Here is a 22995-nt window from a genome sequence, read left to right on the forward strand (position 1 = left end):
GTGTTCAGACCAGGACCAGAGAGTCCCGATGCACCAGCGGGTGGGCATAGTGGGCGCCCAGTCGGCTGCGGAGCTCCTTGGTGTTTAGGCCCAGCATGTCCTGGGCCTCCTCGGAGTCGTAGCCGGACAGGCCCTTGGCCACCTGGTGGCCAGACTCATCGTGGATCCAGACAGGATCGCCGGCCGAAAACTCACCCTGAACCGATCTGGCGCCAGCCGCCAGCAGGCTGGCCCGGCCGCCGCGCAGGGCTTTGACAGCCCCCTGATCCACCAGATAGCCACCCCGGGGACGGGAGGCGAACTTGATCCAGAGCCGATGCGAGGAACCACGCGGACGGATGGGGGCGAAGAGGGTGCCCACCCGGTCGCCGGCCAGGGCAGGACCTGCAAGGTCGGCACGGGTCAGAACCACGGGCATTCCGGAGGACGCAGCAATCCGGGCCGCCTCCAGCTTGGTGGACATGCCTCCGGTCCCCAGCCCGGAGACGGATCCCTGGGCATCCACCTGGTCCATGATGGCCGCCACATCGGGCACGAAGCCGATCTTGCGCGCCCCTGGCCTGGATGGGGGCTCGGTGTAGAGGGCATCCACATCAGTCAGCAGGACCAGGGCATCGGCGCTGACGATGTTGGCGATCAGGGCCGAAAGGTGGTCGTTGTCACCGAAACGGATCTCGTTGCTGGCCAGGGCATCGTTCTCGTTGACGATGGGGATGACCCCCAGATCCATCAGACGGCAGAGGGTGCGCCGGGCGTTGCGGTACTGGACGGCATGGGTGGTGTCACGGGCTGTGATCAGAATCTGGCCAACACGCAGGCCATAGCGGGCGAAGGCAGTCTCATACTGGGCCATGAGCAGCCCCTGGCCCACCGAGGCCGTAGCCTGCTGGGTGGCCACATCATCAGGGCGTTGGTCAAACCCCAGGGTGCCGAAGCCGGCAGCAATGGCTCCGGAGGTGACCAGGACCAGGCGAGCACCATTGACGGCCGCAGAGGCCAGGGCGCCCACCAGCGAACGCAGGCGGCCAAGGTCCAAGTGCCCGTGAGAATCAGTCAGAGAGCTGGAACCTACCTTGACCACCATGGTGCGGGCCTGGGCCACCCGGGAACGGACCGCGGCCTCGTCGGATCCCTCCCCTCCGGTCATTGCCCGGCCTCCTTCGAACTGGCGGACTCAGTGTCCCCGCGCCCCAGCAGACCCTGCCTGTCGTGGGGATCGTCGTCCACGGAGGGGTCGGCCCAGTGCCCCTGACGCCGCTCCTGCTCCATGACCTGTCGGACCGCTTGCCGTGCATCCATCATCTGGTGGTACTGCCGGCGACGTTCACTGTTGGTGCGTCGGCGGTTGAGCCCCTGGCTCTCCTCCAGACGCAGGTCACGGCCCCGGGCCACCTGGGGGGTGCCGTCCAGCATTTCAGCGCCGGCCGCCACGCTTGGATCCCAGTCGAAGGCCACCGCATCGTCGCCAGGACCGATGCGGACCTCGTCACCTGGCCTGGCTCCGGCCTTGCGCAGGGCATCCTCCACGCCCATCCGTGCCAGACAATCGGCCAGATAGCCCACGGCCTCCTCGTTGTCGAAGTTGGTCTGGCGAACCCAGCGCTCGGGCTTGGCTCCGCAGACCCTGAACCAGGTCTGTCCGGACCGGGTCTGATGCCGCTCAAGGGTGAAGTCCCCGGACTGGTCGGCATTCCTGCGCCGACGCTCCAGGGGGCGGATGACCACACGCTCCTCCTGCCTGGCTTCCTGCTGCTCCTGCAGCTGCCTGCGCAGGCGGTCCACCAGCCCGGCCAGGTAGTAGCCCAGCTCCTTGAGCCCCTGATGCGAGGCCGTGGAGACTATGAAGACCTTGAGGCCCAGGGCCTCGAAGTCGGGACGGACGAATTCGGCCAGTTCACGGGCCTCCGGCAGGTCGGCCTTGTTGAGGATGATCACCCTGGGCCGCTCGGCCATGGGGATGACCCCCAGCGGAAGCTCCAGGCGATCGGCATAGCGGGAAAGCTCCTCCTCCAGGGCCCGATAGTCGCTCATGGGGTCCCGATCAGGCTCCAAGGTGGCGCAATCGATGACATGGGCGATGATCTCGGTGCGCTCGATGTGCCTCAGAAACTCCAGCCCAAGGCCCTTGCCCTGGGAGGCCCCCGGAATCAGCCCTGGCACGTCGGCCATGGTGAAGCGGCTCTCCCCTGCCTGGACCACGCCCAGGTTGGGCACCAGGGTAGTGAATGGGTAGTCGGCGATCTTGGGACGGGCCGCGCTCATGGCCGCCACCAGGCTGGACTTGCCCGCGCTGGGGAAACCGACCAGGGCCACGTCGGCGATGGATTTGAGCTCCAGCACCAGGTCGCGCTCCTGCCCGGGGTCCCCAAGCAGTGCGAAGCCGGGAGCCCGCCTGGCCTTGGTGGCCAGGGAGCGGTTGCCCAGGCCGCCCACGCCACCCTGGGCCGCCACGAACCGGTCCCCCACATGAGCCAGGTCGGCCAGGCGTTTACCCGGCTGCTTGCGCTCGCCTTGGCCTCCCTTGGCGGTAAAGACCACGGTGCCCACCGGCACCGGCAGAATCAGATCCTGGCCACGACTGCCGTCCTTGTCGCCGCCCAGACCCATGGTGCCCGATCCGGCCTGGCGGTGGGGCAGGAAGCGGTAATCCAGCAGACTGGTGGCGTTGGCATCGGCCTGAAGAATGACCGAACCGCCCTGGCCGCCGTCGCCCCCATCGGGCCCGGCCAGGGGCTTGTACTTCTCGCGGCGGATGGAGGAAGCCCCATTGCCGCCATCGCCACCCTTGACATGGACGGTGACCTGATCCACAAATGCGCTCATAGGGGCCCATGGTACTCAATCCGGCCTGACATGCGGCCCCTGAGAGCTGAATGCCCGGCATCTCCATACATATGCAAAAAGGCCACCCATGACAGGGATGGCCTTTGACTGATGCCGATAAGGCAATCAGGCGGTAAGCACGTCAACGACCTTGCGGTCACGCCGGTTGGCGAACCGAACCGTTCCGTCCGTCAGGGCGAAGAGGGTGTGGTCCTTGCCCAGGCCGACGTTCTGGCCGGGGTGGAACTTGGTGCCACGCTGGCGAACGATGATGTTGCCGGCCACTACGGCCTCGCCGCCGAACTTCTTGACGCCCAGGTACTGTGCATTCGAATCGCGCCCGTTGCGTGAGCTGGACGCGCCCTTCTTATGTGCCATGTCTGGTTCCTTTCCTACCTCGACCTAGGCCCTCAGGCGATGGCCGTGATCTTGACCACGGTCTGCTTCTGGCGGTGGCCCTTGCGGCGCGCCACGCCGGTCTTGTTCTTGAACTTCTGAATGTTGATCTTGGGACCCTTGGCCTCGTCATCCACGACCTCGCCCTTGACGGAGATCTTGGCCAGATCCTTGGCGGCCATGGTCACCTTGGATCCATCGACGACCAGCGCGACCGGAAACTCGACCGACTCGCCCTTCCTGGCAGCCAGACGGTTGACCGTGATCTGGTCACCGACCTCGACCTTCTCCTGATGGCCTCCGGCCTTCACAATCGCGTACATAGCCCTACCTTGCCTGTTGTCCAAAGCTGTATGCGCCCGGCAACCGAATCCCGCCATGCGATTGACGGACCCGTCCAGACACCAGCTAACCAGTATAGAAGCAAACACACCGCGTCGTCAAATGTGCCTGCCCCGCCGACAAAACGAGATTAAGTTTATGACTCCTTGGCGACATCCGCCGTCCCAGCCTGGGCATCGTCCTCGTCCGATGCCGCCTGGGCCGCCGCAGCGATCCTGGCCAGCTTGGCCTTGACAGCAGGTGTCGAGCCGGTGGACAAGGTCTCCTTGGCAGAGGAGCCATGCCCATGCTTGTTGGTCTTGACGAAGGGGTCGCCGCCCTTGACCGCGTACGGATCGGCATAGGAGGCGGAGATGGTCGGCTTGTCGTGGAGGATGAAGCCTCGGCCATGGCAGGTGGGGCACTCCTCGGAGAAGGCCTCGACCAAACCCTGGCCCACCCGTTTGCGGGTCATCTGCACCAGACCCAGGGAGGTGACCTCGGCCACCTGATGCTTGGTGCGGTCCCGGGCCAGGCACTCCACCAAGCGGCGCAGGACCAGGTCGCGGTTGGCGGGCATGACCATATCCACATAGTCGATCATGATCATGCCGCCGATGTCGCGCAGACGCAGCTGCCTGGCGATCTCCTCGGAGGCCTCCAGGTTGCAGCGGGTCACCGTCTCCTCCAGGGACTTGCCCTTGCCTATGAAGCGGCCTGTGTTCACATCGATGGTGGTCATGGCCTCGGTGCGGTCGATGACCAGGGAGCCACCGGAGGGCAGGTAGACCTGACGCTCCATGCCCTTGCGCAGCTGGCTGTCGATGCTCCAGCGGTCGAAGACATCCTTGCCCTGGTGCTCGGCCGGATCCCAGTGCTCAAGCTTCTCCTCCAGGTCGGGCGCCATGGTCTCCAGGTAGTTGCGGACCCTCTCGTAGACCCCCTCGCCCTGGACCACCAGCTTGGCGAAGTCGTCGTTAAAGATGTCACGGACCACGCGGATGGCCACGTCCGGCTCGCCCTGCAGAAGCTTGGGGCGTTTGCCGTGCAGAAACTCCTTGCGCTTGTCCTCGATCTTGCTCCACTGACGCTGCAGGTTCTCCAGGTCCTTGGTCAGAGCCTCCTCGCTGGCCCCCTCGGCCGCGGTTCGGATGATGACACCCATGTCCTTGGGAGCCACCCTGGAGACGATGCTCTTGAGGCGGGAACGCTCGCGGTCGGGCAGCTTTCGGCTGACGCCGGTCATGCCGCCCGAGGGTACCAGGACCAGGAAGCGGCCGGCCAGAGTGACCTGTGAAGTCAGCCGGGCGCCCTTGTGACCGATGGGATCCTTGGTGACCTGGACCAGCACGGGATCGCCGGACTTGAAGGCCAGCTCGATCCGGCGGGGCTGACCTTCCAGACGGGTGGAGTCCCAGTTGACCTCGCCGGCGTAGAGCACGCCGTTGCGGGCCTGGCCGATGTCCACGAAGGCAGCCTCCATGCTGGGCAGGACGTTCTGGACCCGGCCCAGGTAGATGTTGCCGACAGTGGAGACCTCCTGGATGTCGGAGACGTAGTGCTCGACCAGGATGTCGTCCTCGATGACCGAGATCTGGGTGTGGTGCTCCTTCTCGCGCACCACCATCAGACGGTTGACGTTTTCGCGGCGGGCCAGGAAGTCCTGCTCGACCAGCTGGGACTGGCGGGAGCGCTCGCGGCGGTTGTCCCGCCGACGCTGCTTCTTGGCCTCCAGGCGGGTGGAACCCTCCACGTCGGTGATCTCATCGATATATTGCTGCTTGCGCGAACGGCGGGTGCCGGACTCCTCGGACTCGCCCTCAGCGGACTTGGAACCCCTGCGACGGCGGCGACGACGGGTCAGCGGGGCCTCGTCCTCGTCATCCTTCTCCTTGTCTTTCTCCTGCTCGTGCCCGCGACGGCGGCGACGAGTGGAAACGGATTTCTCAGTGTCCTCGTCATCACTCTTGGAACGGCGGCGACGACGGGTGCGTGTACTGGACTCATTCTGATCCTCGTCCTGCTCCTGGTCCTCGTCGACCACGAAGGTGATGCCCTCGTGATCCAGATCCTCCTCGATCCGCTCCACCTCGTCAGCGGCCCTGCGCTCCTCGGCGTTGAGCCTGCGGGAACGGCGTGAACCGCCCTCCGAAGTGCTCCTGGATCTGCTGCGGCGGGAGGTATTGGGCGATTGCTCGGCATCCTCGTCTTCGTCATCCCGTTCTTCGCGCTCATCCTGCTCAGGCCGGGAGGTGGGTATGACGGGCTCCTGGAAGAGCAGGGATGTCATGGGCCGGGGGCGGGAGGCGCGCGGACGCTCATCCTGTTCCTCGGCCTTCCGGCCTGCCCTCTGGCTGCGACTCGAGGTCAGAGCCTCCACAGCCTCAAGGGCACGTTCCTGACGGTCTTGATCAGGTTCGCCCTCCTGAGCATGCTCCTCGGTGTGTCGACGGGCAGTAGTTCGGGTGCGACGACGAGTGGTCGCCCTGGCCGGCTTGGACTCGCTCTCATCCTCCTGGGCGCTCTGATCGGCCGCCTGATCCTCCTTGGGCTTGCGGGTGCGACGGCGACGGGTGGCGGAGGGCTTGGACTCGTCGTCCTCCTCCTTGGCCTTGCGGGAGGCCTTGCGCTTGTCGGCCTCGACCTTCACAGGTACGTCGGCACCGGCGGCGCCGGCCACCCTGACCACACGTCGTCCAGTGCGGCGGCGGGTGCCGGAACTGGCAGTCTCCTCGACCTGCCGCTCCCGCCCATCACCGATGGTGGACCTATTATCCTGGGTATCCTCAGTATTCGTTTTTTCGGGCACAATGCTCCTTGCGGCACGCCGCCTCGCGCCGCTCTCACGGTTCCGATCCGTCCTCACGCTGCACTCTCACTGCAACCGCGCACCTACGTACGCCCGATCGAAACGCCTTGGCAAAAAGTCTTCCTGACGCAGGCGGACACCGACGCCCACACGGATCACTGGGTCTCCGTCCGGGGGGATCAACGCCTACGCTGCAAGTGGTCAGGCAGAACCACCGTCCTCTAGTATGACACAGATCAGCGGCCTTCAGGTCCATTGAGCCACTCGACCAGTATTGCCTCCAGCCGGACCAGGTCATCCAGGGGCACTTGTTCGTCGGCCTTGTGGGCCAGCAGGGGGTTCCCTGCACCTAGGTTGACGGCTGGTAGGCCAAGGGCTGAAAAACGAGCCACATCGGTCCATCCCAGCTTGGCGCGAGGCTGCTTGCCCGTGGTCCGGGCGACCAGGTCCGCCAGCGAACGTGCCCAAGGCGAATCCAGACCTGGACGAGCTGCGGGCGATTCGTCACACATGCGCACCGAGAACCCCTGGAAGACCCCGCCCAAGGCCATATGCTCGCCATTGCCCAGCTCAGCGCCTGTCCCCTGACCCATCATCAGCTCCTTGGCCTGGTCCAGACTCTTGTCGGGGGCGAACCGGTAGTTGACGTGCACCCGGCAGCGATCGGGAATGACGTTGGTGCCCAGGCCGCCCTCAATCATGGTGGCGTTGAGCCCCTCCCGATAGTCCAGGCCGTCCACCCGTACCGTGGCCGGCCGGTACTGCTCCAGACGATCCAGAATGGGCGCGGCCGCGTGGATGGCGTTGCTGCCCATCCAGGCCCGGGCGGAGTGGGCCGTCGTGCCGTGGGTAATCAGGTCGAAGCGCATGGTTCCGTTGCAGCCGGCCTCTATGGCGCAGTCGGTGGGCTCGCCGATGATGGCGAAATCCCCCCGTACCCAGTCAGGATGGGCAGCCACCACCCGGCCCAGCCCGTTCAGGTCGGCCTGGACCTCCTCATGGTCGTAGAAGACGAAGGTCAGGTCATAGACCGGCTCCCGCAGGGTGAGTGCCAGATGGAGAAAAACGGCATCCGAGGCCTTCATATCGGCTGTGCCCCGGCCGTAGAGCACCCGGGATCCAGGGTGGGCGACGGACAGGTCGGTGCGGATGGCCGGGTCGCCGGGCTCCAGCCAGCTCGGGGGCAGGTTCCCATCCACGGGTACGGTGTCCAAATGCCCGGCAAGGACGATGCGGTGGGGGCGACCCAGCTGGGTGGAGGCCACGACCGTGTCGCCCAGCCGACGGACCAAGAGGTCAGCCCGTGAGGACAGGGCCCTCTGGACGGCATCGGCCAAGGCGGTTTCCTGACCGCTGACCGAGGGCAGGGCGGTCATGGACTCCAGTATCCTTGCCAGGGCCTGGGCAGGTTCAGACCCCCGGACGCCGGCGAGAAGATCAATATCCGTCTGTGTGTTCTTGGCCATAGTGCCATGCTAGCGGGCCGAGGAAGCGCGGATGGACCTGGAGCCGCAAGCAAGAGGTCCGGGTGGCACAATGGGGACGACGGAAGCGGTGGCCCTCCGCCCGGGAGGCCGCCGTCCACCATGCGAGACGAGGAGGATGCCGGAGTGCCTGGACTGCTTAGTGCCATGGAAGGGTTCTTCATCATCGGCGTGGTCATCGCCGTGGGCTATGTGGCCGCCCGCTTCCATGTAGGCGGTCCCACGGCCCAGCTGGTGCTCAACAAATACTCTTTCTTTGTGTCAACGCCCTGCCTGATGTTTGCCATCCTCTCCAAGCAGAAGCTGTCGGTCATCTTCCACCCCAGCATCATCGTGGCCTTCCTGTCGGCAGCGGCTGTGGGCCTGCTCTTCGTGGCCCTGAACGCAACCAGCTTCCACCTGCCGGCCGCCGAAACCACCATCGGCGCTCTGGACTCCCTCTATTTGAACTCCAACAACATCGGATTGCCCGTAGCCACCTATATTCTGGGCAATCCCACACTGGTGGCACCCATCCTGGTCATGCAACAGGCCCTGTTCACCCCAATTGGACTGACCGTTCTGGACGCGACCACCTCCGGCAAACTCTCGGTCAAGACCATCCTCAAACAGCCCCTGAAGCAGCCCATCCTCATCGGCTCCATAGGCGGCATAGTGATTTCGGCCATCAGTGCCCAGGCCGGACATTTCATCATTCCCGACTTCGTCTACAAACCCATCGACATGATCGGGCAGTCGGCCGTGCCCATGATCCTCATGGCCTTCGGCATGTCCCTGCGGGGTTCACGGCCCATGGGCCAGGGCACCGACCGTCGTGCCACCCTCTGCGCGGTGATTCTGAAGAATCTGATCATGCCGATAATCGCCTACCTGCTGGCCCGGTTCATGATGGGTTTCAGCGGAGCGGAACTGTACGGATGCGTGGTTCTTGCGGCCCTGCCTACCGGCCAGAACGTCTACAACTATGCGGCCCGCTACGAGGTGGGAACCACCTTCGCCAGGGACGGCATCCTGCTGAGCACAATCAGCTCGCCCGTAGTCATCGCCCTGATCGCTCTGCTCCTGAGTTGATGAGCCCGGACAGGCCTTCCACTCAGCCTTCGGCCGCCAGGGCCTTCAAGCGTTGCCGGAAGTGCGGCCAATCCTGACCGAAGGCCTTCAGAAGGGGCAGGTCCGCGACCTTGTCCAGATCCACCCATTCCAAGGCAATGCTCTCATCGTCATTCATGTGGGGATCGACCTGGTGGCCGGGACGCTCGAAGGCCAGGATGGTCGTGTAACCCCAGGGACCATGGTCCTCCAGGTAGGAACCCACCACCTGAATGTCCTCCGGGCGGATGTTGGCCTCCTCATAGCTCTCGCGCAGGCCGCCCTCCAGGGGGTTCTCCCCGTCGGAGATGGCACCGCCCGGCACACCCCAGGTGCCGCCCTCGGCGCTCCAGCGCGCCCGGTGCTGCAGAAGCACGCTGACCGGCTCACCAGTGCGGGCATCACGCCGGGCCAGCAAGACGCCGGCAGCCCCGTTGAGCCCCCAGTGCCGCTTGCCGCAGGCACAGTTGACCCATCCGTCGCCAGGCTGATGGACGTTCTCCACCGGGGCGACCAATCCCTCAGGACCATGCGTCGGTCCTTCTGCCCGCTGCCGCTCGGGCAGGACCCGTTGGGCCCACAGGTCAGGCCAGGAGACGCCCAGCTCCTGGGCCAGGGCGCGCAGGGTAGGCATGCTCAATCCCATCACCCCGCTGGGATCGCCTTGGATGCCCTGGATGAAGGCGCTGCCCAATCCCTCCAAGGTGAAGGACCCAGCCACCTCCAGTGGTTCGCCGGTGTCCACATAAGCCTGCATGGTGGCCCTGTCATAGTCTCCAAAGACCACCTGAGCGCTGCTGACCGCTCGGGCCCGGCGACCGGTGGCCAGATCGATCAGACAGTGGCCGGTGACCAGGGTGCCGGTTCGGCCGCGCATGGCCATCAGCCGCTCCAGAGCACGCTCCGGCTGGTGAGGCTTGCCCATGACGGCGCCGTCCATGCTGAACAGCGAGTCGCACCCCAGCAGGAGGGGGCCACGCCCGGCGCCGAGCATCCCGCCCCAGGTCCCGATGACCTGGCTCATGGGATCCCTGGAGGATGCATCCGAATCACCCTGGCTCAGAGGCCTAAACGTGACCAGGTCGCCCCGCGAGCGCCTTTCGGCATCCTTGACGGCATCCATGGTGGCTTGGACAGCCGAAGCCTTGGCCTCGGCCAAGACACTGACCCGTTCGCGCACACCCAGGTCATCCAGGCGACAACCCAGTTTACGGGCCCGTTCCGCCAGGACGGCCGGCTCATCCACCTTTGAGGGTCGGATGATGGGATCAATACCCGCCTGGACCAGAAGCCGCCGCCTGGAGGGAGAGGATGATGCCAGGATGAGCGGGATATGCCTGTCTTCAGTGTTCACGATTGCCTTCCTGGTCCCGTTCCACCTGGACCCCCCTGCCATCCACGTCCAGGGGCAGAATCCGCCAGCGGCCGGAATCCAGATAGTCCTTGGCAAGGGTCCACAGCTGATTTTCGGCATCTCCGTAGTGTAGGACGATAATGCAGGGCCCGGCTCCAGATACGGCCGCCGCATAGCCCTGACGGCGCAGGAGCTGCAGGAGCTTGGTTGATGAGGGCATGAGCCCGGCCCGGTATGGCTGATGAAGCCGGTCCTGGGTGGCTACGAAGAGCAGGGCATTGGCCCTGGCGGCCTGCTCGGCTGCATCAGTTCCCAAGTCATCCAAGGACCCGGGGTTCAGAGCCCCGGGAATCAGGGCCGCCCTTGACAGGTTATGAACGGCATCCGCGTAAGGCACCCGGTTGGGCAGGGCCTGCCGGGCCTTCTGAGTGGACAGGCGAGCGCCAGGGACGAAGACCGTGGCTTTGATGGCCGGGTCCACCTTATAGCGCAGGGTGTGGTACCCCCCCTCCAAGGGCGCACCCCCGGCTATAGGTAGGGAACCCACCCCTTCGCCAGTGGCCAGGTCGTAGGAAACGGTCAGCCCCCCGTAGACGGCAGGCGCCACATTGTCGGGATGCCCCTCGATCTGGGCAGCCAGTGCGAAGACGGCATCACGGCGCAAAGGGCCGGTGTGGGCAAAGGCCGCAGCCGCAGCGATCCCGGCCACGATGGCCTCGGCACTGGATCCCAACCCCCTGGCCTGGGGGATGCGGTTGACCGCGCGCATGATGAAGCCGAACCTTGGCAGTCCAAAGACCTGGCAGGCCCGCCTAAAGGTGGAAACGACCAGATGTGTCTCGTCTCGGGGCAGGGTCCGCTCACCCTCGCCCTTGATGACCACATAGGCGGTGGTATCGCCCGGGTCCACGGAACGGGTGAAGACGATTTCGTCATGGTAGTCCAGTGCCAGACCGACCGCATCGAAACCCGATCCCAGGTTGGCGCTGGTGGCCGGCACACGCACCCGCACAGTGGACGGGCCCTCTGCAGCAGTGGTCATCACTGGGCCTGCCGATCGAAGACGCGCAGGATGGAGGCCTGCCCGGTGACCGAATCGAAGGTGGAGATGCGCTTGACCACCTGTCGCAGGGTCACCTCGTCGCACAGGTGGGTAACCACGCGCAACTGCTGGATCTCACCACTGTAGCCCGGGTCGTGCAGGGTGGGCTTGATGTCCTGGTTGACCCCGTTGATGGAGATGCCCGCCTCGGAAAAGACCTTGGCGATGGCCGCCAGCACGCCAGGCTTGTCGTGAATCAGGAAACGGACGGCAAAGGCGGCCCGGGATGCATCCAGCGGGGCCATGGGAATGTTGGCATACATAGGGATTCCCGGACCCATGCCATGCTGGACGATGTGGCGGGCCTCGGTGACCACGTCCCCCACAACGGCTGATGCTGTGGGCGCTCCGCCGGCACCCCGGCCGTAGAACATGAGATCGTCGGCGGCCTTGGCGGTGACAAAAACCGCGTTGAAACTGCCATGGACCGAGGCCAGGGGGTGACTGTCGGGGATCAATGCCGGATAGACCCGGGCGGAGATGCCCTGTTCGCCGCGTTCGGCCACGGCCAGAAGCTTGATGACCCTGTGCTCGGTCTGCGCTGCCGCAATATCGTCGGCGGTGATGGCGCGGATGCCCTCAACAGGGACATCATCCAGGCGCACGTCGGTGTGGAAGGCCAGCGTAGCCATGATGGCGGCCTTGGCGGCTGCATCCAGCCCGTCCACATCGGCAGTGGGGTCCGCCTCGGCGAAGCCCTTGGCCTGGGCGTCGCGCAGGGCCTGATCGAATTGAAGACCCTTGGTGGTCATCTCATCCAGAATGTAGTTGGTGGTCCCGTTGACGATGCCCACCAGGCTGGTGATGCCGTCACCCACCAGGGATTCGCGCAGGGGCCGCACGATGGGGATGGCCCCGCCCACGGCCGCCTCGAAGTAAATGTCAACTCCACGCTCTTCGGCAGCCCGGTAGAGCTCAGGGCCATGCTGGGCCAGCAGGGCCTTATTGGCGGTGACCACGCTGGCGCCGGACTCGATGGCCTTGAGCAACAAGGTGCGGGCCGGCTCGATGCCGCCGATCAGCTCGATGACGATGTCCGCCCGGGTGACCAGGCTGGCTGAGTCTGTAGTCAGCAGTGACGGATCGATCCAATCTGCCTTGACCTTGTCAGGGTGGAGGACTGCGATGCCCACCAACTCCAGAGGACGACCCACTCGGCTGGCCAGATCCTGGCTCTGCTCCACCAGGAGGCGGGCGGTCTGGGAACCCACGGTCCCTGCCCCCAGAAGTGCTATGCGGATGGGCCTGACATCCTCCTGCTGCTGCGTATTCTTGGGCATATGGATCCTCCATCCGCCCCAACGGGGCCGGTCACCGTGTGTTGCTCCATCTTAGAAAGCCAATCCGACACCCGCATCCACATCAAGGACGCCTGCATCCGGAGCGGGACTCATCCTTGGTCCAGGGCCAGCAGGTCATCCATGGTTTGCCGCCGCATCATCAGATGGGCGCCGGACTGGTCCAGGCCCACCACAGGAGGGATCAGGGCCTGGTTGTAGTTGCTGGCCATGGTCCGCCCGTAGGCGCCGGTCACCGGCACCAGGAGCAGGTCACCCCGGCGAATGTCGGCAGGCAGGGGCACATCCTGCACCAGGATATCCCCAGATTCACAGTGCTTACCCACCACACGGGCCTGGATCCGGTCCGCGCTGCCATGTCGGTTGGCCAGAACAGCGGTGTATTCGGCCCCGTAAAGGGCCGGACGGATGTTGTCACTCATACCGCCGTCGACCGAAACGTAAGTGCGCACGCTTCCGTCAGACAGGGGGACGGGCTTGACTGTGCCCACCCGGTACAGGCTCATGCCGCAGGGTGCCACAATCCAGCGGCCGGGCTCGAAGGCAATGACCGGCATGGGCATGCCCAACCGACGGTTGATGGCGACCATGTCAGCCCCCAGACCGGTCAGGGTCTGGTCCAGGTCCATCCGATCCTCACCCGGGGTGTAGGGCACGGAGAAGCCGCCACCCAGATCCACCTCGGGCATCAGGTATCCATCGGTGGCCCAGAAGGTGTGCCTCAGCAACATCATGCGCCGGGCAGCCTCGATGAAAGCCGAGGAATCATGGATCTGGGAGCCGATATGGGTATGGATGCCTACCAGCTCCAGTTCTCGCTCGTAGGAGCGAATCTCCTTGAGCAGGGCGATAGCCGGTCCGTCAGCCAGGGCGGACATGGCCTTGATTCGGGCGGGATCAGCCGGTTCAGCAGGCCCATTGGCAGCGGAATACAGGGCTGAAGAGGAGGGTGAGAGCACGGAATCGACAGGAGTCGAGGAGCCGTTCCCCTTCATATCCGCCGAAGTCACTGCTCCAGCCTGTTCGGTAGAACCGGGCTCAGGCCCAAGGTCCAGCAGCCCCACATCGGTGCCCTGGGGCAGCAGGGGGATGCCGAACTTCTGATCCTCATGTGCCGTGGAGATGTACTCGTGGCCGCCGGCGTGCACACCCACGGTCACCCGGAGCATGACCTTGGCGCGGCGACCCTGGGCCCTTGCGGCAGCGGCGATCCGAGCAGGCTCGTCGGGCGCGTCGATGACGATGGCCCTGTAGCCCTCCCTTACAGCCAGGTCGATCTCCTGATCGGACTTGTTGTTGCCGTGCAGGACCAGACGGCGGCCAGGTGCGCCAGCGGCCCGGGCAATCAGCATTTCACCCAGGGAGCAGGTATCGATATCCAGCCCCTGGCGCAGCATGATCCGCACGGTCTCCTTGCTGAGGAAGGCCTTACCGGCGTAGCTGACCCTGGTGGTCGCACCACCCAGGTCTCTCAGGGCCGTCTGTCGGAAGGCCGATGCCCGTTCCGCCATCATCGCGGTGTCCATCAGATACATGGGAGTGCCGTAACGCTTGACTAGTTCCTCCATGGAGCACCCATGCATGGTCAGCATGCCCTGGCTGTCCCGCCGCAGAGCTCCGGGCCAGAATCCGTCGGACCCCAGCCCGCACATCCCTGTTTCCATCAACGACCTCCCGGTGACCTTCAGGCTTACATACGGTCCGGGGCCTGGACGCCCAACAGATCCAGACCGTTGGCGATGACCTGCTGCACGGCGTCATTGAGCCGCAGACGCGCCGCCGCCCGGGCCGGCTGTGGATTCCTGTCCTCGTCCTGGTCCAGATCCGCCCGGCCAGTAGGCTCCATGGGTACCACGCGCTCCAGGTTGTACCAACGGTGATAGACCCCAGCCAGCTGCTCCAGGTAGTGGGCCACCCGGTGGGGGGCCTTCTGGTCGCCGGCGGTCTGAACCACATTCGGATAAAGGGCCAGGACACCCAGAACATCGTTGTCAGCGGCAGTGTCCAGCAGGGACAGGTCGGCCCCGGACCGGTCGATGCCCGCCTGGGCTGCGTTCCGATCCACGTTTTTAGAGCGGGCGTGTGCGTACTGCACGTAGTAGACGGGGTTGTCGTTGGTGTGCGAGGCCAGCAGATCCAGGTCGATGTCCACGCTCTGGTTGTAGTCGGTGCGGGCCAGGGAATACCGTGCGGCATCCACCCCCACGGCATCCACCAGATCGTCGATGGTGACCACGTTGCCTGCCCGCTTGCTCATGCGCACGGCCTGGCCGTCCTTGATGACGTTGACCATCTGGCCAATCAGAATCTGCATGTTCACGCCTGGGGTGTCTCCGAAGGCCGCGCAGATGGCCATCATCCTGCCGATGTAGCCATGGTGGTCGGCGCCCAGCATGTAGATGGCCTCATCGCAGGGATCCTTGGCCCTGCGCCGCTTGTTCAGGTAGTAGGCGATGTCGGCCGCCACATAGGCTGCGTGGCCGTCGGACTTGATGATCACCCGGTCCTTGTCGTCACCGTAAGTGGTGGAGCGGAACCAGGTAGCCCCGTCCTTCTCAAAGATGTCGCCCTTGGCCCGCAACTCATCAATGGCCCTGTCCACCTGGCCGGACTCATAAAGGCTGTTCTCATGGAACCAGACATCGAAGTTGACCCGGAAGTCACGCATGGACTGCTGGATCTCGGCGAACATCATGGGCACGGCCCGGGTGCGGAAGGCCTCGCGCTGGGGGCTGTCACCCTCGGCGCCGTCCTCGTCGCGCACCCTGGGCATGGCCAGGATGTCCTGCCCTTCGTCGGCAGCCTCCTTGACCACCCGCGATGCAATCTCATCAATGTAGGAGCCCTTGTAGCCGTCAGCGGGCACGGGCTCGCCGTGGGCCGCCGCCACCAGCGAACGGGAGAAGCGGTCAATCTGTGTGCCGTGATCGTTGAAGTAGTACTCCCTGACCACCTTGGCGCCGTTGGCCTCCAGGACGCGAGCCATGGAGTCGCCCACAGCCGCCCAACGTGTGCCGCCGATGTGGATGGGACCCGTAGGGTTGGCCGAGACGAATTCCAGATTGAGCGTGCGCCCGCTCAGGTGATCGTTGCTTCCGAAGGCGGGTCCCGCATCCAGGACCGCATCGACCACAGCAGCCGCTGAGGCCGAGTCCAAAGTTATGTTGATGAAGCCGGGCCCTGCCACGTCCACCTGGGCGATCCCGTCGGCCTCTCGCAGGGCATCGGCCAGGGCCTGCCCCAGTTCTGCAGGCCTCATGCCAGCCTTCTTGGCCAGCTGCATGGCGATGTTGGTGGACCAGTCCCCGTGGGAACGGTCCTTGGGACGCATGACCGCCAGATGGTCGGCGTCAGGAACCATGCCGGGCTCCAGGCTTCCCAGGCGGCCTGACTGGGCCATCCGGACGGCGGTCGAAGAGATGATACGGGCAAGTGCTTCAGGACTCATGCCCTCAAGTCTAGCGACGGCGGGGACCAGCAGCCGACCTGTATCAGGCCAGAGCCACGACCTCGATCTCGACCAGGGCGCCCTTGGGGATGTCCGCACCGCCGAAAGCCACACGGGCCGGCCGCACCGAGCCGATGAAAACCTGTGAGTAGGCCTGGTCCACCTGGGTGAAATCCTCCACCCGCCGCATAAGGATGGTGGCCTTGACCACTTTCTCCATGCCGCTGCCGGCTGCATCCAGGATGTTCTTGACGTTCTTCAGAGCCTGGGTGGCCTGGTCAGCCGCAGTGCCTTCCACAAGCTCGCCGGTGTTCGGGTCGATGCCCAACTGCCCGGAGACAAAGACAAAGCCCCCGGCCTTCACAGCCTGACTGTAGGCTCCCAAGGCCTGGGGCGCGTATGGCGTGCCGATCTCTTCCGGTCCATCTTCCATGAGTCCGTCCTTTCTTCAGGTCCGCCGCACCCATACCGGGCCGAAGCCCCGGGCGGACACCGTCCACTATAGGAGTGCCCGCCCGGCGCAAGTGGCAACAGTCTCAGCCCTTGCGGGCCTCCTGGCCCATCCAGTAGGCCAGGGAGCGCAGATCGCCGGCCTCGTAGGTCTTGACGAATTTCTCGACCTGGTCCGGATCCGAGCAGGTCTCCGGGAACCGCATGTAGCGGGTATCCAGAGGGCTGGCTCCTGTCAGCTTGATGTCAATGACCGAAGACCTGTCGGCCTTGCGGGCCTCGGAGAAGGCGTGACGGGCATCATCCACCGTGCGCACAGTGAAGCCCAGGGCGCCCATGCCCTCGCCGACCTTGGCCCAGTCGGTGTCGGGCAGATCCACCCCGCTCAGGGGCTGATGGCTGTCGTCGCGCTGCTCGGCCTCGATGTAGCCCAAGGACTGGTTGGAGAAGACCACGTTGATGACCGGGGCATGGTACTTGAGCTGGGCCAGCACCTCCTCGCCGAGCATGGCGAATCCGCCGTCGCCGCTCAGGGAGTAGACGGTCGATTCCGGATGCTCCAACTTGGCAGCCAAGGCGGCCGGCACAGCGTAGCCCATGGTGGCGTGCTTGCCGGAGACGGTCCAGCGGTTGGTAGGCTTCAGATGCAGCAGACGCAGGAAGTCGATGTCCACATTGCCCACGTCGGGGATGACAATGTCATTGTCCTCAAGCTGCTGATCGATGACGTGGAAGACAGGCTCAGGCCTCAGGGGCGTGCGGGTGTCTTCGTTGAAGGAGGCCAGCCACTGGTCCCAGTTCTCCTTGCTGCGCAGGCAGGCCCTGTAGAAGACGGACTCCTCCTGATCCTGACCAGCGGCGGTTATCGCCTTGAGGGCCTCGCGGGCATCGGCCTGGATGGCCAGAACCACGTTGGCCTGGAAGCGCTTGCCCAGCTTGACCGGGTTCAGATCGATCTGGATGACCTTGGTGTTGGGAGTGACGAACATGGACCCGAAGGGGTTGTCCGAGCCAACCCAGACCGTCAGATCGGAAGTGTAGATGGCCTCCGTGGCGGTCTTGGTGGCCACACGGCCGGCCGACTGCAGGTAGGCAGGATAGGTGTCCTCCACAATCCCCTTGGCCGGGAAGGTGGAGACCATGGGCATCTTGAAACGCTCGGACATGGCGACCAGCTCATCGCGAGCACCGGCAGCGCCCTGGCCGAAGTAGAGCAGCGGAGCCTTGGCGGACTGAATGATCTCCACCGCCTTGCTGACCTGGTCGGCCGCAGGCTTCAGAGGCTCAGGCTTGCGGAAGTTAGATGCAGATGCCACTGGGCGGTCGTCGATCTCGGCCCAGGCCAGATCCTTGGGAATGATGACCACGGAAACCCCGTGGCTGGCATAGGCGCGGCGGATGGCCTCGTCCACCAGGGCCGGCAGTCCTTGGGCGTTGGTGGCGGCCCGGGCGAATACGGCCACATCGGTAAAGATAGGCACCTCGTCCATGGCCTGGAAGAAGTCCATGTTCATAAAGGCCTGGGGCACCTCGCCCACCAGGGCCAGCACCGGCACGCCGTCCTCACGGGCATCATAGAGGCCATTGAGCAGATGGACCGCGCCAGGACCAGACGAGCCGAAGCAGACACCAATCCGACCGGTCAGCTTGGCCTCGCCGGCAGCAGCCAGGGCTCCGGCCTCCTCGTGACGGACCTGGATGAAGTCGATGCGCTCGCGCTCGTTGTGGATGGCGTTCATCATGGAGTCGAAGGAGCCGCCGGGCAGACCATAGATGCGCGGCACCCCCCACTGCTCCAGGACGTGAAGAACAGCATCCCCTGCATTGATTCGATTGGCCATGTGAACTCCTTTGCTTCGCCGCGGAAAGGAGGCTCCGCCACAACGCGGAAGCGTCGGTCCTCCCCGACGTTCGGTCTTACCCTTTCACTATGGCACCTGAGAACGAAGACACAAGCGGGCCAAGGGTCATGTTCCTCAAAAGCTTAGTGATTCACCACACATAAGATGTGTGTAAAGAGCTTCTACAATTTGCATGGTTAAGCATCCATTCAATCCATCAAGGAATGCTGCCAGCTTTCTATACTTCAAAATTTCAATTATCGTCCATAAAATTATCTTTATGCTTTGCCTATATTATTTTATTCAATAATTATCTAATACAATAAAAGCTGCTCGCTTTAAAGCGCCGATAACCCAGACATGCTTCTTTTCTTACAGGAGCTTTGTTTCTCAGACCTGCCGTCCGCTACACAATCCCTCCCATGAGGTCTATAGGTATCTTTATTGATTGAGCCAATCTTTAAAGTCAATAACTACTTATAATGAGGGCGCAGACGTCAATAAATAGATTAAGAATTAGATTCCAATCCACTCAATTCTCAAATAGAGCAATACTTTCTTTTAAAGTCCTCATGTGCGTAATGGCTTTCCTGACCAATCATCCACGATTACAGGTCAGAGGCAAGATAGAATTTTATAGCATCACGAACTAAGTCTTTTTCACTCAGCAGCAACGGCAGAACTTATTAGATCTCTGTCAGCCCCCTACCCCCTTTGCAACCAGGAAACAGGACATGCCGATAAAATTGATACCAAGTGAATAATCGTCAAGAAACTGCAGATTAGTTGGTTTAGAGCGAACGGGATATTTACGACGAAACCCATACCTGTCTGGAACGACCGAGAAATATAATATTCCCACATCTAGACTGAAACAAACTGAGCTAGATTTAGTTGCGTTGTTTCGAAAGCACCCCCATCTTTTCCTTCGGATGTCGCTTTGTACCTGTCGGACTTGCCAATCCAGGTCGCCTAGCCAAAACACTCCTTTGCCGATAGAGTAAAAATCTTCTCACCTTTTGAGGAGTCGCCAACACTAGATATAAAAATGAATTTTCAACACCTACTGAAGAACGCCCAATCGGTAGAACGCAATACTAAAGCTTGCTCAGTGTCAAACTCCAAAGCCGAAGACCATATTGTTGAAGGCATGGGGCAATCTATTCTGTGTGATTCTCCTTCATACTTTTTCGACGGTCATCTCCTTCAGGAAGGCTTCACCACTCTCTGTTATACGTAACGTCTTATCGTTTGTCGAGTGGTTTATGCGGTTGCCTGCTCGATGACTACGTGCTGCTCTGGATATATTCTTGCTATCCACAGCATTTCCTAGTTCATTGGTCAGCCAAGCAATTGCAGAGGTTTTAAGCCCGTTGATGTTGTTATTTTTTGCAAAATATAATGCCCACAGCACCCGATCTGCTTCAGTTTTCATTTTCGCATAATCGGGTATACCTTCTATCTGAGGTGAGAATTCGTCTATCTCTGAAAACACTTCCGGCTTTTCTTTTGTGGCTTTATTTGCGCTCCTTGTTCTGCTAACGTGCGACCCTGCCTTAGGGAACTTGAAGTTACCGTCGAAAATTCCATTAATTTTGTTGGTAATATAGTAATTACCAGGAGTAGCTTCATCAATCCAGCCTTCTCTGATAGCACAGTTGAGGTCGCGGGAGAAGTTCTTAGGAGCTATCTCTCGTGCGCGATGAAACTGACTTTTGATTTCCTGCGCCGTAAACGAGTTCCCACCATCCTGCATTATGTATTTTCCAAGAGCAACTATTTTTTCCGGGTTTGTCTTTGCGTTCGAGCGGTTAAGCGCATCTCGTGCACTGGTGACTAATCTTCCGGAATTCTTGTAAGCTGAGGTTCTGTAGCTATCTATAGCTACAGGCATTTTTGTTTCAGCGTTATCTTCGTTCTCTTCAGAGTTGAGCAATAGGATGATGTTAGCCGCTTGGTCAACAGAAATCGAGTCGTCATAAGTGATTTTACCGCTCATCTTGAGATTAACTGTGTTTGTCGTCATACTCTACATCGTATCACATCATTACGAATATGTCGCATTGTAGTACATAACTACATCAACTGTGGTACCAATATTCGTGTATACACACATTCGCATAAATCGCTGTGATTTCGTTAGTAATTCATGGCAAGATCTCAGCTTTAGAAAGCGCAAGTCCGTAACTTGAGAAGATCTGAATATCTAGAGCAAATCTGCGTTTTGACGACGCTCGAACAAGTACCAACTGTATATGTGAAATGATCGCGTTCGGCCATCAAGTGGATTAATCCTGCCAACGGAAACATTTAAATTCGAGCACCCACTATGACATAAGCCAGATTAGTCAGTCTTTTCGTTTTGAACATATCCCTAAACACTGTCCTACTTTAAGACAGCGAAGAGACTATTGATAAAGTCACGTGCCTAATAACAATCACGAAGTGGGCTCGAAGGGATTCGAACCCTCGACCTTCTGTTCCGGAGACAGACGCTCTATCCGCTGAGCTACGAACCCGAGAAACCACCTTACAGTGGACATCAGAAATAATAATAGGACACTTTGCGCCTTTACGCATCTAAGCGCGTCTTGCCGTGTCGGTCTGACTCCAGTCACTCTCGGCGTGTTGCCGCAAGATTCCGGGCGTTTCGCAGGTATCGTGATGGCAAGGCCTCGTGCCACCGCCCCGGTTGCGCCATTGCATCCTCATGCGGTGGCGCGAAGCCGCCAACATTCCCGGATGATCTTCTCTCGGGATAGTCTCCACTGTAGTTCCTTCACCCGGCCATCACAAGCGGCCTTCACATACCTGGACAACTCCAATGGGCCGTGAACAGCAAATGGTGGCCGCAACCGGCCTACCGTACCATGGGAAGCATGGCCATGAATGAGGACGAGGACGATTTCGAGTTCGAGCGCAGATTCTTCTGCCGGGACCTCCCCCGGGAACTGCTCGGAGAGAGTCGGCCGACCCTGATTGTTCAGAGTTACTACGTGCATGAAGACAACTTCGCCCTGCGGGTTCGCCTTCAGGGGCAGGTGGATCCGGTGGTGCCCATGACGGCCCGGACCGATGCCCTCCATACCCTGCTTGAGGAGGGCGACCACTTCGACGCTGCCTCAATGACAGCCAAGGGGCCCTCCGTCGGCGGCACACGCTACGAGGCTGAACGGACCATCGACCCAGGCATCGCCCTGGAGCTGATCCTGCGCGGCGGCATTCCCATAGTCAAGAACCGGTATGGGGTCTGGCTAGACGAGGACTGGTGGAACCTGGATGTCTTCGGGGACGGCAACGCTCCCCTGGTGGTGGCCGAGGTGGAGCGGACCGGGCCGGTGACCGACCTGACCATCCCCGACTTCTGCGCCACTGAAATAACCGACGACCCACGGTTCTCCAACGACGGGCTGGCCAACCACCCCTTTGGCGACTGGGCGACCGACTTCGACCGGGAGCTGAAAGCCAGCGGACCGCGCTTCCTGACCAACTTCGATGGGAACCGTGAGGCCTGACCCAGGAACGGTTCAGTACATCAGTGTGGATAGACGGCGACGGGCCTTGGCCAGCCGGGGATCAGTCGGTTCAGGAATGACGAAGTACTCCAGCAGACGGCGGCGGATGGGATCGGTCTGATCCCGGTGCCCGGCCAGAAAGTCCAGCAGGCGATCGAAGGCATCCTGAATCTGGCCGCCGATCATGTCCACATCGGCCACATCCAACTGGGCCTGCAGGTCGTCAGGGGCATCGGCGGCCGCCTGACGGACCTTGCGGACATCGGCCTTTGCTGAACGGGCCATCAGCAGGCACTTGGCCTGTTCACGCTTGGCCAGATCGTCGGTCGAGTCGGCCTGGACCAGCTTGCCATAGGCCTCGGCTGCAGCTGCATAGTCGCCCTCCTGGGCCAGCCGATGGGCCTCTTGATGGGCAGGCGGGATGGCATCAGCCGCTGACTGGCTGGCCTGCTCATCTTGCCCCTGGTCGTCGGTCTCCTGGTAGGGAGCACTGCCGGTGATACCGGCCTTCTGTGCCATCTGAATCACCTGGGGAATGAGCTGATCGGTGATCTGGTTCATCTCCTCATCGGTGGGCAGCCCCTGCAGAATAGGCATGGGCCTGCCGGCCAGCAGGGCGAAGAGGGCCGGGGCGCCCTGCACCTGGAAGGTCTGGGCGATCTGCGGATTGGAAGCGATATCGATGCGGGAGAGCTGGATGTGTCCCTCCTGGGCGTTGACGGCCTGGGCCAGACGGGTGGCCAGAGGGAAGAGGCGGTCGTCGGTGGGCACCCAGAGCAGGATCAGAATGGGGAAGGTGGTCGAGGTCTGGACCATGGCCTGGAAACTGGCCTCGGTGGTATCGATCACGTAGCCACCGGCTGCGGGCGCACCTCCCTGCTGACCTGGCTCGGCATCGACCTGATGCTTGAGAGCGCCCAGGTCAACCGCTCCTGCCAGCGAGACACCCGGCTGCCCCTGCCCGTTCTTGTTCGCCATGTCAGTCCTCCTTAACCCCGCGGACGCCGACTGCAGCTTCGGCCCGCCCTCGATTGCATACTCCTGGAAGCCAATCTAGTCCAAGGC

At 62.3% G+C, this 22995-nt stretch carries 17 protein-coding genes and 1 tRNA gene; 2 read left to right on the top strand and 16 right to left on the bottom strand.

Annotated elements, in window-relative coordinates; all coding sequences use genetic code 11:
- Positions 1–4: 4 nt before the first annotated feature.
- The 6 genes from proB to dapE all read right to left on the bottom strand — a co-directional run bounded on the left by proB (position 5) and on the right by dapE (position 7815).
- A complete protein-coding gene (proB, locus tag P272_RS0103405) occupies positions 5–1147 on the bottom strand; it encodes a glutamate 5-kinase (RefSeq protein ID WP_029678151.1) in 1143 nt (380 codons plus the stop codon).
- A complete protein-coding gene (obgE, locus tag P272_RS0103410) occupies positions 1144–2823 on the bottom strand; it encodes a GTPase ObgE (RefSeq protein WP_029678152.1) in 1680 nt (559 codons plus the stop codon). The genes proB and obgE overlap by 4 nt, the downstream gene beginning before the upstream one ends.
- 126 nt (positions 2824–2949) lie before the next feature.
- Positions 2950–3201, bottom strand: coding sequence for a 50S ribosomal protein L27 (rpmA, locus tag P272_RS0103415; RefSeq protein ID WP_015022457.1), 252 nt, complete (start codon positions 3199–3201; stop codon positions 2950–2952).
- A 32-nt stretch (positions 3202–3233) separates the two neighbouring features.
- Positions 3234–3542: a 50S ribosomal protein L21 gene (gene rplU, locus P272_RS0103420; protein WP_024626855.1), complete on the bottom strand. Its 309-nt coding sequence runs from the start codon at positions 3540–3542 to the stop codon at positions 3234–3236.
- 155 nt (positions 3543–3697) lie between these two features.
- Positions 3698–6349 carry an Rne/Rng family ribonuclease gene (locus tag P272_RS0103425; RefSeq protein WP_029678153.1) on the bottom strand — a complete coding sequence of 884 codons (2652 nt, stop codon included), beginning with the start codon at positions 6347–6349 and terminating at the stop codon, positions 3698–3700.
- A 236-nt stretch (positions 6350–6585) separates the two neighbouring features.
- Entirely contained in the window at positions 6586–7815 is a 1230-nt protein-coding gene (dapE, locus tag P272_RS0103430; protein WP_029678154.1) for a succinyl-diaminopimelate desuccinylase, read from the bottom strand.
- Positions 7816–7959: 144 nt separating this feature from the next.
- Between dapE and P272_RS0103435 the strand changes: the two genes are divergently transcribed.
- Positions 7960–8904 (top strand): AEC family transporter, encoded by a 945-nt coding sequence (locus P272_RS0103435; protein WP_029678155.1) that lies wholly within the window; start codon positions 7960–7962, stop codon positions 8902–8904.
- Between the two features lie 22 nt (positions 8905–8926).
- Here P272_RS0103435 and P272_RS0103440 read toward each other — a convergent pair whose 3' ends face one another.
- From P272_RS0103440 to P272_RS0103480, 9 genes are all read right to left on the bottom strand, one after another.
- The gene (locus tag P272_RS0103440) at positions 8927–10276 is read right to left on the bottom strand and encodes a Maf family nucleotide pyrophosphatase (RefSeq protein ID WP_029678156.1); all 1350 of its coding nucleotides are present in this window, start codon (positions 10274–10276) and stop codon (positions 8927–8929) included.
- Positions 10266–11318, bottom strand: a complete 1053-nt coding sequence (gene thrB, locus P272_RS0103445; protein ID WP_029678157.1) for a homoserine kinase — start codon at positions 11316–11318, stop codon at positions 10266–10268. The genes P272_RS0103440 and thrB overlap by 11 nt, the downstream gene beginning before the upstream one ends.
- Positions 11318–12658 carry a homoserine dehydrogenase gene (locus P272_RS0103450; protein ID WP_029678158.1) on the bottom strand — a complete coding sequence of 447 codons (1341 nt, stop codon included), beginning with the start codon at positions 12656–12658 and terminating at the stop codon, positions 11318–11320. The genes thrB and P272_RS0103450 overlap by 1 nt, the downstream gene beginning before the upstream one ends.
- A gap of 110 nt (positions 12659–12768) precedes the next feature.
- Positions 12769–14340, bottom strand: a complete 1572-nt coding sequence (locus P272_RS0103455) for a diaminopimelate decarboxylase family protein (protein ID WP_081709029.1) — start codon at positions 14338–14340, stop codon at positions 12769–12771.
- 26 nt (positions 14341–14366) lie between these two features.
- Positions 14367–16124: an arginine--tRNA ligase gene (gene argS, locus P272_RS0103460; RefSeq protein ID WP_029678160.1), complete on the bottom strand. Its 1758-nt coding sequence runs from the start codon at positions 16122–16124 to the stop codon at positions 14367–14369.
- Between the two features lie 43 nt (positions 16125–16167).
- Positions 16168–16557 carry a Rid family detoxifying hydrolase gene (locus tag P272_RS0103465; RefSeq protein ID WP_029678161.1) on the bottom strand — a complete coding sequence of 130 codons (390 nt, stop codon included), beginning with the start codon at positions 16555–16557 and terminating at the stop codon, positions 16168–16170.
- Positions 16558–16660: 103 nt separating this feature from the next.
- Positions 16661–18415: a pyruvate oxidase gene (spxB, locus tag P272_RS0103470; RefSeq protein ID WP_029678162.1), complete on the bottom strand. Its 1755-nt coding sequence runs from the start codon at positions 18413–18415 to the stop codon at positions 16661–16663.
- Positions 18416–19595: 1180 nt separating this feature from the next.
- Positions 19596–20441: a hypothetical protein gene (locus P272_RS0103475; RefSeq protein WP_029678163.1), complete on the bottom strand. Its 846-nt coding sequence runs from the start codon at positions 20439–20441 to the stop codon at positions 19596–19598.
- Between the two features lie 420 nt (positions 20442–20861).
- Positions 20862–20934: transfer RNA gene (locus P272_RS0103480), tRNA-Arg, on the bottom strand.
- A 366-nt stretch (positions 20935–21300) separates the two neighbouring features.
- Here P272_RS0103480 and P272_RS0103485 point away from each other — a divergent pair.
- Positions 21301–21930: a hypothetical protein gene (locus P272_RS0103485; RefSeq protein WP_029678164.1), complete on the top strand. Its 630-nt coding sequence runs from the start codon at positions 21301–21303 to the stop codon at positions 21928–21930.
- A gap of 12 nt (positions 21931–21942) precedes the next feature.
- Here P272_RS0103485 and P272_RS0103490 read toward each other — a convergent pair whose 3' ends face one another.
- Positions 21943–22908 carry a tetratricopeptide repeat protein gene (locus tag P272_RS0103490; protein ID WP_029678165.1) on the bottom strand — a complete coding sequence of 322 codons (966 nt, stop codon included), beginning with the start codon at positions 22906–22908 and terminating at the stop codon, positions 21943–21945.
- Positions 22909–22995: the final 87 nt, after the last annotated feature.

It is taken from the genome of Bifidobacterium sp. 7101, assembly GCF_000499285.1.
Lineage (GTDB): Bacteria > Actinomycetota > Actinomycetes > Actinomycetales > Bifidobacteriaceae > Bombiscardovia > Bombiscardovia apis_A.